15 protein-coding genes are annotated in these 15,383 nt (G+C 43.9%); all 15 read left to right on the top strand.

Features of this window, described 5'->3' with window-relative positions:
- Window positions 1–259: 259 nt before the first annotated feature.
- Window positions 260–1,660 (top strand): undecaprenyl-phosphate glucose phosphotransferase, encoded by a 1,401-nt coding sequence (locus UF05_RS06325; RefSeq protein WP_005463092.1) that lies wholly within the window; start codon window positions 260–262, stop codon window positions 1,658–1,660.
- Complete coding sequence (locus UF05_RS06320) at window positions 1,650–2,876, top strand: outer membrane beta-barrel protein (RefSeq protein WP_045545870.1); 1,227 nt, start codon at window positions 1,650–1,652, stop codon at window positions 2,874–2,876. Before UF05_RS06325 ends, UF05_RS06320 begins: the two co-directional genes overlap by 11 nt.
- Window positions 2,877–2,888: 12 nt before the next feature.
- Window positions 2,889–3,422: a polysaccharide biosynthesis/export family protein gene (locus UF05_RS06315; RefSeq protein WP_005463089.1), complete on the top strand. Its 534-nt coding sequence runs from the start codon at window positions 2,889–2,891 to the stop codon at window positions 3,420–3,422.
- Between the two features lie 14 nt (window positions 3,423–3,436).
- Window positions 3,437–5,617, top strand: a complete 2,181-nt coding sequence (locus UF05_RS06310) for a GumC family protein (RefSeq protein ID WP_005478105.1) — start codon at window positions 3,437–3,439, stop codon at window positions 5,615–5,617.
- Window positions 5,595–6,407 (top strand): putative capsular polysaccharide synthesis family protein, encoded by an 813-nt coding sequence (locus tag UF05_RS06305; RefSeq protein ID WP_045545871.1) that lies wholly within the window; start codon window positions 5,595–5,597, stop codon window positions 6,405–6,407. The genes UF05_RS06310 and UF05_RS06305 overlap by 23 nt, the downstream gene beginning before the upstream one ends.
- Window positions 6,407–7,459, top strand: a complete 1,053-nt coding sequence (locus UF05_RS06300; protein WP_045545872.1) for a glycosyltransferase — start codon at window positions 6,407–6,409, stop codon at window positions 7,457–7,459. Before UF05_RS06305 ends, UF05_RS06300 begins: the two co-directional genes overlap by 1 nt.
- Window positions 7,425–8,657: an O-antigen ligase family protein gene (locus tag UF05_RS06295; RefSeq protein WP_025623937.1), complete on the top strand. Its 1,233-nt coding sequence runs from the start codon at window positions 7,425–7,427 to the stop codon at window positions 8,655–8,657. Before UF05_RS06300 ends, UF05_RS06295 begins: the two co-directional genes overlap by 35 nt.
- Window positions 8,658–8,675: 18 nt before the next feature.
- The gene (locus UF05_RS06290; RefSeq protein ID WP_020838115.1) at window positions 8,676–9,509 is read left to right on the top strand and encodes a putative capsular polysaccharide synthesis family protein; all 834 of its coding nucleotides are present in this window, start codon (window positions 8,676–8,678) and stop codon (window positions 9,507–9,509) included.
- Window positions 9,506–10,537, top strand: a complete 1,032-nt coding sequence (locus tag UF05_RS06285; RefSeq protein ID WP_020841394.1) for a glycosyltransferase — start codon at window positions 9,506–9,508, stop codon at window positions 10,535–10,537. The genes UF05_RS06290 and UF05_RS06285 overlap by 4 nt, the downstream gene beginning before the upstream one ends.
- 9 nt (window positions 10,538–10,546) lie before the next feature.
- Window positions 10,547–11,854, top strand: a complete 1,308-nt coding sequence (locus tag UF05_RS06280) for an oligosaccharide flippase family protein (protein WP_025631294.1) — start codon at window positions 10,547–10,549, stop codon at window positions 11,852–11,854.
- 2 nt (window positions 11,855–11,856) lie between these two features.
- A complete protein-coding gene (locus UF05_RS06275) occupies window positions 11,857–12,258 on the top strand; it encodes a VanZ family protein (RefSeq protein ID WP_020841396.1) in 402 nt (133 codons plus the stop codon).
- Between the two features lie 95 nt (window positions 12,259–12,353).
- On the top strand, window positions 12,354–12,692 hold the full coding sequence (gene yqfB, locus UF05_RS06270) for a N(4)-acetylcytidine aminohydrolase (RefSeq protein WP_024702096.1): 339 nt from the start codon (window positions 12,354–12,356) through the stop codon (window positions 12,690–12,692).
- A gap of 33 nt (window positions 12,693–12,725) precedes the next feature.
- A complete protein-coding gene (locus UF05_RS06265) occupies window positions 12,726–13,325 on the top strand; it encodes a TetR/AcrR family transcriptional regulator (RefSeq protein ID WP_045545873.1) in 600 nt (199 codons plus the stop codon).
- A 147-nt stretch (window positions 13,326–13,472) separates the two neighbouring features.
- Window positions 13,473–14,507, top strand: coding sequence for an NADP-dependent oxidoreductase (locus UF05_RS06260; protein WP_045545874.1), 1,035 nt, complete (start codon window positions 13,473–13,475; stop codon window positions 14,505–14,507).
- Between the two features lie 27 nt (window positions 14,508–14,534).
- Window positions 14,535–15,152 carry a glutathione S-transferase family protein gene (locus UF05_RS06255; RefSeq protein ID WP_045545875.1) on the top strand — a complete coding sequence of 206 codons (618 nt, stop codon included), beginning with the start codon at window positions 14,535–14,537 and terminating at the stop codon, window positions 15,150–15,152.
- Window positions 15,153–15,383 lie beyond the last annotated feature (231 nt).

The raw sequence follows: 15,383 nt of genomic DNA, 5'->3' as shown, positions 1-15,383 counted from the left end.
TTCTTAATACTTTTCCTCATCCCTGCTTAGCAAGTACCAGCTTTTTCCTAAACAGCAAAACTTAGCCAAAGGTCTAAATTTCATTCTTATTTCCACTTACCTAAACAACGCGAATTTTTAAACTTACCTTCGAATTTATGCGTTACAGAAATTCAGAAACATTCATAGAAATGTCTCTGCTCATCAATTAAAACGTTCGCGACACGGCTATTGGGCAATCACCCCAATGGCGGTAGCGTGCTAGAAGGGAAACTAGGTCATGAAACACAAAGGACTAATTCGTTCTTATGAGATGGAGTTCGCTTTTTTATATCGCCTCTCAGATCTTGCTGTCATTGTCACCTTTATGCTGCTCCTAGTATTGAAAGACACAAATACCTCGATGGATAAGGACTACGTCATCTTGTCCTTCGTCGGGGGTATTTCATTTTTGTTTATGGCGGAGAGCGGCAACCTATATCGCTCATGGCGGACAAGCTCGTTTAGAGAGCAAATGTTCATTGTTTGCATATCGTGGTTAATGACAAGCGCCCTACTTTTCATGGTGCTTTACTTTTCCGAAGTTTACCCTTTGTTTGACCGCAGTATCTTAGCGTTATGGGTTACTATTACGCCGGCATTACTGTTGGCGTGGCGAGTAACCTTTCGTACCGTTTTGGCCTATTTGCGAAAAATGGGCTTCAACACACGCACCGCTATCATCATCGGTCAGACCCCTCACGGCATTACCCTTGCCAACGAGATTCAAAACCACACCGAGCATGGTGTTCTATTTGACGGCTTCTATGACGAACGCTCTAGCGACAGATTGCCTAGCTCCGAATACCCAATCAAAGGCGCGGTAAACCAAGCGTTAGAACGGGCAAAACGAGGTGAGGTCGATTACGTATACATTGCGATGCCAATGCATGCTAAAGAGCGCATTGCTTCCATCCTGAACCAGTTCTCCGACACCACAGCGAACACTTATCTGATCCCGGATTTCTTTACTTACAACCTGCTCCATTCTCGCTGGGATCAAATTGGTCAAGTTCAAACTCTCAGCGTGTTCGATACGCCTTTTGCTGGCGTTTCATCCTGGATTAAACGCTTCGAAGACATTTTGTTCTCTAGCATTATCTTAGTGTTGATATCACCAATCCTGCTTGCTATCGCCATCGGTATTAAGTTGACGTCAAAAGGCCCTGTAATATTTAAGCAGCATCGTTATGGTTTGGATGGTCGAAAAATCGAAGTTTGGAAGTTCCGCTCGATGACGACGATGGATCAAGGGCCAAACATCAAACAAGCTACGAAAAACGACCCTCGTATTACTCCGTTTGGCGGTTTTCTACGTCGCACCTCATTAGACGAACTGCCGCAGTTTATCAACGTATTACAAGGCACTATGTCGATCGTTGGCCCTCGTCCTCATGCCGTTGCGCACAACGAAGAATATCGTCAGATTGTCGCCCGCTACATGTTGCGCCACAAAGTAAAACCAGGCATTACAGGTTGGGCTCAAATCAACGGCTATCGCGGCGAAACCGACACGCTCGATAAGATGGAAAAACGCGTCGAGTTTGATTTGGATTACATCCATCATTGGTCGGTTTGGATGGACATCAAAATCATCTTCCTTACCGTGTTCAAAGGCTTTACTGGCTCCAATGCGTACTAAGGCGGCGATGATGAAAACAATAACTCCAGCACTTGCGCTTGCCCTTTGTTCAACAGCTGCATTAGCAGAGCCAATGGCGTATCAAACTGAATCTGGCATTGAGTTTATCCCATTGGTCAAAGCCTTCTACGAAGGCGACGACAACATAAACAAAGCGGAAAAATCTCAAGATATAGAATCCGTAAACATTTGGGGACTAGAGCCTAGCTTGTTGGCACGTATCGAGCGCAATCAATATCGCGCAGATATTCAGTACAAGCTAAAAGCGGGCTTTTCTTCGGACGATAAGAATGATTACGATGACCATACCTTTCAGTTCACCAATTTTTTTGAATTCAATCATCGTCATCGTTTAGTCGTGGATTATCGTTTTCAGGCATTGCATGAAATCCGCGGTGAAGACATCACTGAAGGACAAGGTAACCTTCTCGATTCACCTATCGAGTTTTACCGTAATGATTTGAAAACCAACTACGTGTTTGGCTCTACTGGTGCGAAAGGACGATTCGAATTTGGCTTAGGCTACAGAGATAAAACTTACCAAAATTATCGTAACGGTTTACCTAGCAAGCCCAACGCAAAAACTAAGTACAACAACTTCCGCGCTCCAAACGCTCACGTTGAGTTTTACCTTAGAGCGACTCCTAAAACCTATTGGTTAGTTGGGACGAAACAAGTCTTCACCGAGTACCTTAATAAAAACCCTCGCGCTGCATCAAAAGACAGCGACACCGGTTTTTACTACACCGGTGCTGAGTGGGAAATATCGGGGAAAACCCAAGGTATCGCAAGGCTTGGCTATCAAGTTAAAGACTTTGATAGTGAACAACGAGAAACCTTCAAAGGCTTTAGCTGGGATATCGGATTTGAATGGCTACCACAAGAGCAAACGTTGGTGACGGTCAAAACTACCCAAGCAGCCGTCAACCCTGACCAAGATGGTGACTACAACTTACAGACTCGTTATCGCCTAGATATCAAACACGATTGGAACAGCTATTTAGCCACTCGTTTAGGTGGCATTTATCAAGAAGATGATTACACCGGCATCACGAGAAACGACGAACGATATACCCTTTCCGCTGGCGTTGATTATCAAATTAGACGCTGGATTCAATTGAAAGCGGATTGGCAATATCAAGACAAAACATCCAATCGTTCAGGTTATAGCTACGACCAAAATGTCTGGACTTTAAGCGCGCAATTTTCGTTGTAACAAGGAATGTTAATGAATCCATTATTCAAGTTAATTGGCCTAGCTCTGCTACTTTTCAGTACTTTTGTTAGCGCAAATTCAAACGAACAAGATTACCTACTCGATACTGGCGACACTATTTCAGTGCAAGTTTACGGGGAGGAAGATCTTTCTATTAAAAACATCCTCATCACGTCAGATGGTTACTTTGATTACCCTTACCTTGGACGAATCAAAGCGATAAATAAAACGCCAAAACAGCTCAAGTACGAAATCGAAACGGGCTTAAAAGGTGACTATCTAATCAACCCGAAAGTCATGGTGACAATCAATTACTTCCGTTTGTTTTACGTCAATGGCGAAGTTCGTAAACCCGGAGGATTTGAGTATCGACCAGGACTGACGATAGAAAAAGCCATCGCACTAGCTGGCGGGCTCACCGATAGAGCTTCACGTAAAAGCATTAACTTAACCAAACACAAAACTGGCAAAACCGTAGAAGGCGTAAGTATGCAGCGCACGGTTGAACCAGGTGACATTGTCTTTATTGATCAGAGCTTCTTCTAGTGACAGGTAATCAAATGAACGGAACTCATCCCAACAATTTCCAGATGAACAAAGTGGAACTGATTCGTTTTGGCCATCACTTTAAAACGCTGAAAAAAAACTGGCTTAGCATTGCTGCGTTCACGCTTATATTCTCATTGACGTGCACTTGGTACATCTACTCCAAAACATCCATTTACCAAGCAACAGCAACGTTATTGATTCAAGAAGAGCAAAAAAGTGCGCTATCGATTGAAGAAGTGTACGGCGTAGATACGACCAAGAAAGAGTACTTTCAAACACAAATCGCTATTCTGAAATCCAACCACATTGCCGACAAAGTCATTAATGAACTGAATTTAACTCAACACCCTGAATTTACGAGCTCCGGTGGACTAAAACAAAAAATCGACGACATCAAAGCAGTCCCGTTAGTACAAGATTTATTGAATGTCTCTCCTAGCCCAAAAGAGACTTCACAATACTCTGAGTCTTACTATCAAGCACTTCAAGCCTTCAAAAGAAAGCTAGAAATTGAACCTGTTCGAAACACACAGTTAGTGCGCATTAGCTTTCGTTCTGCCGATCCAAAGTTAGCAACAAGAGTCGCGAACGCGGTTGGTCAGGCCTATATTGATGCCAACTTCGAAGCCAAGCTCGTAGTGACTCAAAATGCAGCAACATGGCTGACTAATAACTCTCAAAAACTCGAAGAGCGCTTAAAAAAATCAGAGCATGCTTTGCAAGAGTTTTTGCTCAAAGAAGGCCTGATTGATATCAACGGCATCGACGATATCTACGCCAACGAACTAGAAGAGCTTAACCGTAAACTCAATACCGCTGTCAATAAGCGCATCGAAGCGCAAACCCTAATCCAACTACTAAAAAGAAAATCGTCTCAGAATCTTGATAGCCTGCTGTCCATTGACGAGTTTGCCAATCAAGCTCAGATTCGTGATTTAAAACTTTCAGAAGCCCAAGCTGCGAAGAACGTTTCTGAACTGGCGCAACGTTATGGACCAAAACACGATCGAATGGTCCAAGCGAAAGCGCAACTCGCCTCTATTCAAGAGCGAACTCAGCAATTGATTCGCGAAATCTCTTTTAGTAAGCAACAAGACTTACTTGCAGCGAAAGCTCAAGAAGACATGTTGCGCGAAGAACTGGACAGAAAAAAATCAGATTTCCAATCATTGGGTTCGCAAAAGGCGCGCTATGAGCAATTGAAACGAGAAGTAGAGTCAAACAAAGATCTTTACGAAGCTTTCTTAAATCGAGAAAAAGAAACCAGCGCTACTAGCGATTACAAAAATGTGACCGCTCGCTTTACTGATAAAGCGATCATTCCACTGTTTCCTGTCGCGCCACAACGAATGAAACTGGTGCTTATCGCCACATTCTTCGGTTTTGCTATCGCTTGTGCATTGGTGATCATTTTAGAAACGTTGCGAGAAGTCATCCGCACTTCAAACGATGTTCAAGATAAGCTAGGCGTGACATGCTTGGGGGTTATCCCAATGGTGAAAAAACGTACCCTGCGAAAAAATGGGGTAAGTTATACCGCCTACTTAGATAAAGATGAAAAACTCTTTAGCGAAGCTTGTCGCTCTGTTCGAACGTCGTTGCTATTAAGGCTGACCAACACTAAGCAAAAGATCTTACCTTTTACTTCAGCGATTCCAGAGGAAGGCAAAACCTCCACCAGCATCAATATGGCGGTGTCCTTCTCGACTATGGAGAAAGTGTTGATTATCGACTGCGACTTGCGTCGTCCATCTTTAGCCAAACGATTCAATATTCCTGAGTCCCAGCCAGGTTTAACCAACATATTGACGATGGATACCGCAATAAAAGATTGTATCGTTCGCATCGATGATGCCAATTTAGATGTACTACCTGCTGGGCTGATTCCACCCAACCCACAAGAGTTGCTGGCATCCAATCGCTTCAAAAAACTACTGGACCATTTTCAAGATAAATACGATCGCATCATCATCGATACACCACCACTGCTGTCGGTCAGTGATGCGCTCATCTTAGGCCAATATGCGAACGGACTCATCACAGTGATTCGTTCCGAGTCCACCAAAGCATCACTGGTTAATGTCGCGCTATCTAAACAAATACAACACTCGATACCGTCTCTTGGCGTGCTTATCACTCAAGCAAAAGCTAAGGAAGGAGAGACTTTATATGTCCAGAAATACGCCTACTAATCAACATGCGTCTTGGTATCAGATATTAAAAAGCCAAGAACGCCCAGTGCTGATATATCAAATGGGTAAAGTCGGCTCGAGTGCGTTAGAAAAGTCGATTCCTAACTCGATTCATTTGCATGACCTTATGTCGATTGATGCAAACAAGCAGATCTCTCCAGTGAGAGCGAAGCTGCATCAACCAAACAAGCATTATGTAAAACGTCTGCTCAAGCGAAGCATTATGAGCCACATGCTCAAACGTAAACAAGACGTGCGCATTATCTCATTGGTGAGAGAGCCGATTGGTAGAAATATCTCGATGTTCTTTCAATCTTTACCTTTCTGGATGGCAGAAAAATACCTAAATGATGACAGTGCAATTCGCTCTGAGCGTCCGCAATTGTTGCAAGAAGCTTTCGAAGAGCACATGAATCACCACTACCCTTTGGAGTGGTTTGATAATGAAATCAAAACGCTAACAGGGATCGACGTGTTCAATAAACCGTTCGATCATGAAGCTGGTTGCCAAACCTACCAACAAGGCAACTTTTCTCTGCTCGTAATTCGAAGTGACAAGCTGAAGCAATCACCAGCTACCGTTGGCGAGTTTCTCGGCTATCCAGTTGATGTGGTCCACGACAACCAATCAAACAACAAATGGTACTCCTCGCTGATCAATGAGTTCAAAAACAGCTATCAACCTAAACCTGAGTTTATTGAGGAAATGTTGTCATCCCAATTGACGACCCACTTTTTTACTTCAAGTGAAATTTCCGAACTCAAACAAAAGTATCAAATGGCGCAATGATGAAGACGAAAATTTTACACATCATCAACGACCTATCTCAAAATGGTGGGGCGCAAAAGTTCTTAGTGGACTTGGTGCTCGAGCATAATCCCGAGTATGAAATCAAGATCCTCGTGTTGTGTGCTGAGAACGACTATTTGGAACAACTCTCCGCACAGGGAATCCAATGCTTTAACTGGCAGACACTGTCTCTATCGGGAAAATGGTCACTACTACGCTGGCCAGATCTCGTTCACGGACACCTGTATCCGTCTATTTACCTAGCGCTGCTTTCGATCGGGAAAAAACGCATTCAAACAGAACACTGCTCTTACAACCGACGCAGAGATTACCCTCTGTTTAAGTTCATAGAATATGTCCTCTATTGGGGTCACCACTATACCGTTAGCATCAGTGAAAAAGTTCAAGAAGAATTGGTGAAGTTCATGCCTCGGTACCAACACAAGTATCGAGTTGTACATAACGGCGTCGACTTAAATCGCTTCCCGATGGCGGCTAAACAAGCCCACGATCTCAGCGAGAAAGCAACCATCAACATTGGCATGGTTGGCCGACTACATGAACACAAAGATCACGAAACGTTAATTCACGCCATCGCAAAACTGCCTGAGTGCTACCACTTACACCTTGCCGGAGATGGAGACAGAAAAGCCTCGCTTCAACGACTCACTCAATCGTTAAACGTTTCACCTCGCGTGCATTTTCACGGAGTCGTATCCGATATCCCTCTCTTTCTCAGCGATATGGATATCTACGTGCAATCTTCCCACGTTGAAGGATTTGGGCTCGCCGCCGTAGAAGCGATGGCAGCAGGTTTGCCCGTACTCGCGTCCGATGTTCCGGGATTAGATGAGGTTACCGGCAGCTCAGAATATCTGTTCGAAGTCGGTGATAGCAATCGGCTTGCACAAAAGGTTGCAGAGCTTTGCGAAGACGCGGCTCTTTACAATTCGGCAAGTCATTATTCCGTCAACCGAGCCAAACTCTACACCATCGACAAATTTCGAGAGGGCTATTATGGAATCTACCAACAGCTCTGTACCGATAAGTAATACCGTTCCACTCCTTGCAGCCATTACTCTGGCACTGTTTTTTGTCCCAGTGAAATTCGCTGTAGGTGGCGTGGCACTTGCGCCTTCCGATATCGCAAGTTTGCTTTCTGTTGGCTTAATCGCCTTGATCATTTTAGAAGGAAGAGCAAAGCAACTGTTGCATCCATGTATCGGATTCTTGGTGCTGTTTACTGGATATGTATTTATCAATGGTTTGTTGAACAGAGTACCTTTGGCCCCACTATTGATCGAAACCGTTCAGTGGCTAGCCATTCTTTGTCTACTGAGCTTACTTTACGCTTACGGAGCATTTGATGATGAGCGAGTGATGGTCTATTTCACCTACCTACTTTTTATCATCTGTGCTCTAGTCGCAGCATGGCACTTCGCCCAAGGCTATCAAAGCGGATTTAAATTACTCGGGGTCAGTAAATACGGATTTGGAGTGTTGTGCTCGCTACTCTATTTGTATCGCGACAAAATTCGCCTGTTCCCTTTTTTGATGCTAGTTGCATTTGCGCTACTCGTGTTATCTCAAGAACGAAAAGCTCTGCTGGGCTTTTGTTTACTGTTTTTTCTCGATCAGATTTTTATTAAAAACTGGATGCGAAAAACCATCAGTGAAACCTATACATGGATGCTTCTCTTGGCGTTGGCATTTGTGGTTATTGGAACAGTCTCTACCACGCTCTACGTCGGTTTTGATGCTCTTGCCGATAAACTGGAGATCACTCAAGAAGACATTTTGTTTGCCAACCAAAGTGAAGCGCGATGGGTGTCCAACTTGCATCGTAAGCTGCTACTCGCAAACGGCATGGATATCTTAACGCAGCATCCTATTTTAGGAGTGGGCGCCAAAATGCTGCCCAACTTTATGATCGATTACTTCAACTACGATGAATTAGCGATTTACACCCACAACTTTGTGCTCGATACCGCCATCGAATATGGTTTGCTCGGCATTGCGTTTCTGTTTGGAGGCTACTTTCTTTTCATCAAATTTTGTTTTCGCAGTATCGATGACAACAGAAAAAGTCTTTTACTCGCGGTTTACGCCCTCATCATGGTGTTCTTCGTTGCCGTAAATACCACCATCATTTTGATACTTTTGTTGCCAGTTATGATCAGCCGAAAACGAACACCAGAACCTCAGACAGTCATCCATTCGCTGCCAGTCAATAAAAGTCACGAATTTTAATAATCAAGGATTTGATCAATGAAATACTCTATCGCTCGACAATTTGAAAAGAACCGAGAACTTCGGGCTGATAACTTCATCTTGGTGTATCAAATGGGGAAAGTGGGCTCATCGTCTATCGAACATACTTTGGAAGCGCGTAATATTCCGAGCTATCACATCCACACGTTTGACGATCATGAAGAATTTCACATGTACCACAACAAAAAGGATGTGAGTAAATTCTTCGATTTTAAAAATCGCGCGATGTACCGCTTGGTTCTGAATCAACGCAAGCGCATTTTGCAAAAGCGCGAGCAAATCAAGATCGTTACATTAATCCGTGACCCGATTGCGACGGTTTTCTCCCGTTTTTTCCAAGATCTGCATCTGCAATTTATCGAAGGCAAAAAGAACGATGCCATCCACCGCGACATGGAAGTGACCTACAAGCATCTAGAGCATTGCTTTGATAACTACATCAACCTGAACTACTTCGCAGATTGGTTCGATAACGAGCTAAAACGTAACTTCAGCATCGATGTCATGCGCCAAGAGATCGATAACACTCAACCATTTTTCACGTTCAACAATGACAAAGCCAGCGTCATTCTGATTAAGTGCGAGCAACTGAGTTCCCTTGACAAAGAGATTGGAGACTTCCTAAATGTCGACAACTTTGTTCTGAAAAACAGCAATGAAGCAAAGAACAAATGGTATTCCAACATCCACCAATACTTTAAACAGCATTACGATTTTTCTAAGTTGTTTTACATGTATGACTTACCGCTTTATCGCCATATTTACTCGCAGCAAGAACGAGAAGCTTTCAAAACCAAGTGGTTAAAAACTCCAGGGACAAAGTCAGCATGAAAAAAGTACTTCATATTACCGAAGCCTTTGGTGGCGGTGTTCAAACCGCACTGTACAGCTATGTACATTCATCTCGACATGAACCGTATGAACACTTTTTGCTTGCTAGAGCGCGTCACAATGATTTGACCAAGGACAGCAATCACGATGTTTTTGCTCAAACGAAATGGGTGGAAGGTGGGCTTCTGCAGTTTGTGCGAGACGCCAATCAAACCATCAATGACATAAAACCCGATATTGTGCACTTGCACTCTAGCAAAGCCGGTTTTTTGGGTCGATTTTTGAAACTCAACCACGCCCGCTTGGTGTATACCCCGCACTGCTATGCGTTTGAACGAGAAGATATTTCAGGCTTCGCTCGCCAACTATACAAAGCTTTAGAAAAGGTGATGCTCAACAAAATTGACGTGGTGGCAGGCTGCAGTCAGCGCGAATGTGATTTAGCCATTAGCATTGGAGCAAAACGAGCGGAACTGCTGAACAACTACGTTTCTTATCAAAGTGCGACACGTGTCGGCCGAGACCATCAAGCTGCATTGAACATTGTTGTTTTAGGGCGTGTCGCACCACAGAAAGACCCTCAATTTTTACTTAACACACTCCGTTGCTTGAATCGATTTGCACTCAATCGCCAATTAGACATTACTTGGATTGGAGGAGGAGACAAAGAGCTAGAGCAAGCGTTAAGAGCCGAGGGCGTACAAGTAACGGGTATGCTTCCTCGCGATGAAGTGGTTAAGAAACTGCGGGCCTCCGATCTCTATTTACATACCGCCGCATGGGAAGGTATGCCTTTAACAATTCTAGAAGCCGCGAAGCTGCACCTCCCTATGGTGATTCGTTCCATTGGTGCCACAAAAGATCTCAACTATCCTTTTTTGGCGCAAACACCGGAAGACATGGCAAAGCAAATGACACATTGCATCAATCACTATGATGACATTGATTTTCGCCAATACACCACCGAGTTGAATGAGACGTTCAGTGAAGAAAAACAACGCCTCGCTCTAAACAACATTTACAGTTAGAGAAATAGAATGTTTCAAGCCATTCAACAAAAACTGCTACTTATGCCGAGTGGCAAAAAGACCTTGCTGTCACTCGGCATGAAAACGGCAATCACGCGAGTTTTCAGTGCATTATTTGCCTTTTTGCTTACGCTCATCGTGTCGCGCACAACCGATGCATCCACTTCAGGTCAGTTTTTCTTCTTATTCAATCTCGTATCGCTCACAGCCATTATTTCTCAGCGAGGCTTCGACGTTGCTTTAGTTCGATTCAACGCTATTGCGTTTAGCAACGGAGATATTCAACAGCAAAGTGACAACTATTGGACGGCTTTAACTCGCAGTATCACATTTTGTTTCATGGCTGCCGTTACTCTATTTGTCGGCTTTTACCTTTTTCCAAATCAACTGAATCAAACCAGCAGTCCAATAGTGGCGATTACGCTCGCGCTGATGTGCGTACCTTTCCTCGTATTAGGACAAACCAACAGCCGTGTTTTACAAGCAAGTAAAATGGTGGTGCCATCCCTATTCGCGCTTCAACTCGGCGTCAGTGTGCTCATGGTTTTGTTCATTATTGGCCTGAGCACACTGCACTTACAAAACATCAACAGCCTAATGGCGGCGTTGCTGCTGGCGAGTCTGATCGTCAGTATTGCTTCAACGACTAAATGGTTTAGCTCTGGTCAATATCAAAAGCCGACCCCGACAACAAATATCGAACTGATCTCCTCTGCGAAGCAAGTGTGGATTGGCAGCATTTTCACCAATATCCTCCAATGGGGAAGCATTGTTATTGCTGGTTTTTTCATTTCTACCACGGAGCTAGGGTTGTTAGCAGCAGCGCAACGAACATCGCTACTGATTGGCTTTGTACTGATTACCATTAACTTCGTTGTTGCCCCAATGTTCGCCTCTCTTTTTAAAGAGGGAAAGCTGGATAAACTGCGAAATTTAAGTCGATGGGCTTGTCGTGCAAACATTGGCGCAGCTTTACTTCCGGTCTTGGTTTGCACCCTATACCCTGAATTCGTCATGCAATTCTTTGGTGAAGAATTTCTTGCGGCAGCTCCGCTGTTAGTTGTCCTTTCTTTAGGGCAGCTGTTCAATATCGCCACTGGCTCGGTAGGATTTTTATTGCTAATGAGCGGCCATGAGAGAACGATGAAATACATAACGATTTGTTCAGGCACTATTTCCATCGCTCTTTTGGTTTTTCTTAGCCAAAGCTACGGCGTTCTGGGGGCTGCATGGGCAATGGCGATCGGCATGGCGATCCAAAACCTTGCCGCGCTCTATTTTGTAAAACGCTATTTGGGCTTCTTTCCTGTGGGGTAACGATGACTTCGACGATCGCACGTTTAGGTTTTATTTCTATATCTCTACTGACAATCGGCCTTTCTTTGTGGAAGAGTTCAGAGCTAAATCATGCCGTTTATCTGAATATAGAAAACTATGTTGGAGGCTCAAGCACGCTGCATTTTACGTTTAGCATGTTGATTGGTTTTCTCGCTGTGTTTACCTTCCCTCGCTTTACCCACGCAACCAAAATAGACGCGTTCGGGATTCGACTGCTGTTTTGCTTACTGCTGATCATCTCGGCGGAAGAATTTAGCCAGTTGTTTATTGAAAGCCGTTCATTCAGCTTTGACGATTTGAGTACCAACTGGATTGGTATGATCCTGGGGTACTTTGGTGCCAAAGCGATTACCCTCTTTCGAACATCTCGCTCTCGTGCGTAGACTCTCCGGCAGGTGACGCACCTGTTGTTAGGCAAACACCTTTGGGTTATTTGGGTATATAATCTTGCCAAATAACCCGGAGAAAAGAGAGCCTCATGTCATCTCATCCAACAAAAATTACCTTTTTCGAATTTCTCACGCCATTGATCACTTCTGGCCAAAAGACCATCACTATTCGTGACGAGTCAGAAAGTCACTATGTACCAAACACAGAAGTAGAAGTGTTCACGTTGGAAACCGATCGTAAGGTTTGTGATATCAAGATCTTGTCTGTTGAGCCATTAAACTTTGATGAAATCAATGAGTTTCACGCAGAACAAGAAGCCATCGAGTTGCCAAAACTCAAACAGTTGATTCGAGAAATCTACCCGAATATCGATAAGCTATTTGTTATCGAATACGAATTGATCAAAAAGCAGACCACAAAAAACTAGACGACTGGTCTAATTCATCTTATAGTACCGCCCATGAACGCAAAAACAAATGACACACGCCAACACATTCTCGACGTCGGGTACGAATTGATTGTTACCCGAGGGTTTACGAGTGTTGGACTTTCAGAGCTACTAAAAACGGCCGAAGTGCCAAAAGGCTCGTTTTATCATTACTTCAAATCTAAAGAACAGTTTGGTGAGGCAATGATTCAAGATTACTTCAACAAGTACTTTGAACAATTGACTGCCCGCTTCACTAATACCGAGCTCAATGGCTACCAACGCTTAATGAGCTACTTTGAAGAAATGGTAAAAGTAGAAGATGATGTCTGTAATGCAAACAAATGTTTGTTAGTGAAGCTAAGCGCCGAAGTGTCAGATTTATCGGAGCCTATGCGTATCGCACTGCGTCGAGGCGCTGATAAGACCATTCAATCTATGGCTGAGTGTATTGATGTCGGTATTCAAGATGGTTCTATCCCAAACGGTGATAGCGCATTGTTGGCCAGACAGATCTATTATCTTTGGAATGGCGCAAGCTTACTGAACAAACTGTATCAAGATCAGGAAGCGCTCACGCAAAGCCTGACCTATACTCAACATCTACTGCAAAACACGCGTACTTGCCCATAACAAGTAACGTTAAAGTAAGATGAATACCCTACACGTGTTTCATTTGGGCTATTAACCTTTTGGAACACACTAAATCTTCCCGCTCTAAGAGCGGGATATTTTGGAACGAACACTAGACGACCGGTCTAATCTATAAGTGAGATAAACATGACTAACGCAACCAATCGTAGAATCGTCCTAGCATCACGCCCACATGGTGCTCCTACAACTGAAAACTTTCGCCTAGAAGAAGTAGCAAAACCTGTTCCACAGGCAGGAGAAATGCTGCTAAGAACGGTTTACCTCTCTCTAGATCCATACATGCGCGGTCGCATGAGCGATGCAGAATCTTATGCAGAACCAGTAGCGCTAGACGATGTGATGATTGGCGGCACCGTTTGTCAGGTAGAAGCATCCAACCACCCGGACTATGAGGCGGGTGAATGGGTACTTGCGTACACCGTGGGTTGGCAAGACTACGCAATTTCTACCGGAGAGATGGTGATTAAATTGGGCAAAGAGCCACAAAACCCATCATACGCTCTGGGTGTTGCAGGCATGCCTGGCTTTACCGCATACATGGGTTTGTTGGATATTGGCCAGCCAAAACTAGGCGAAACCATTGTAGTTGCTGCGGCAACGGGCCCTGTCGGCGCGACAGTTGGTCAAATCGGTAAAATCAAAGGCTGCCGCGTAGTTGGTATCGCCGGTGGCGAAGAAAAATGTCGCTACGCAAAAGAGGTTTTAGGCTTTGATGAGTGTATCGATCACAAAGCAGATGATTTCGCACAGCAATTGAAAGATGCATGCTACAACGGCATCGATGTTTACTTTGAAAACGTAGGCGGCAAAGTATTCGAAGCTGTCATGCCACTCCTCAATACCAGTGCACGTATCCCTTTGTGTGGATTGATTTCTCAATACAACGCAACAGAATTACCTGAAGGCACAGACCATCTACCTCTGCTAATGGGTAAACTACTGACGAAAAGAATCAAGGTGCAAGGCTTTATCATTTTTGATGACTACGGTCACCGTTACGGTGAGTTCGCTCAAGATATCAATCAATGGTTGGCTGAAGGAAAGATCCAATACCGCGAACATCTAGTAGAAGGTCTAGACAATGCGCCAGAGGCATTTATTGGTCTGCTAGAAGGCAAGAACTTTGGCAAGCTTGTTGTAAAAATCAACGACCCACTATAACAACCCGCAATAAGGAAGGGATAATAAATGATAAAACTTCATCATCTGAATCAGTCACGCTCTAAGCGTATTATCTGGTTACTTGAAGAGCTCAACGTGGATTACGAAATCGTGCCTTACGTTCGTGACAAAGTGACTTTCATGGCACCGCCAGAACTAAAGAGCGCTCATCCACTTGGTAAGTCGCCACTCCTTGAAGATGATGGTGAGTTTATTATTGAATCAGGAGCCATGACTGAATACTTAATTGAAAAGTACAGTGACGGAGCGCTTGCCCCTAAACGTGGTACAAAAGCGCATACTGAATATTTACAATGGATGCACTTTGCAGAAAGCTCCGCTATTTTGCCGATGCTATTGAAAATATTCATCAGTAAAGAGTCGAACTCGATGCAATTTTTGCCTGCATACGCCGACAAAGAAGCAATGAATGTATTGAGCTACTTCGAACAAGCGTTGGAAGGAAAAACCTACCTCGTAGAAGAGCGATTGACGGGTGCAGACATCATGATGTCTTTCATCGTTGAGTTAGTACAGATGTTTGGCCTAGCAGAACAATTCCCGAATATGGTTCGTTACGGTAAACAACTTGCGACGCACCCTGCTTTCGAGAAAGCCGAACAAATTGAAGTGAACTACGCTTAATTTAATCGTCCCTTTGAGGCTTGGATTGAAGACAAATAACGTTGTCTCAATCGCATCAAAGGGACGTTTTTTATCGAAATAGAGCGCAAGTATTCATTTATAAATTCAATCATTCATACCTCTTCTATCCCTACCAATTATTCTTGATTGTTGCTAATAAATCCTAAGATAAATCAACAACTAAAATATAGTCCAATTCTGATTTCTGTGACTTTTCAGCCATAGTCACCA

The sequence above is a fragment of the Vibrio sp. S457-15 genome, from assembly GCF_000960545.1.
Classification (GTDB): domain Bacteria; phylum Pseudomonadota; class Gammaproteobacteria; order Enterobacterales; family Vibrionaceae; genus Vibrio; species Vibrio parahaemolyticus.
Note: the sequence above shows the minus strand (reverse complement) of the source record. Positions and strands in the feature narration are given on the sequence as shown.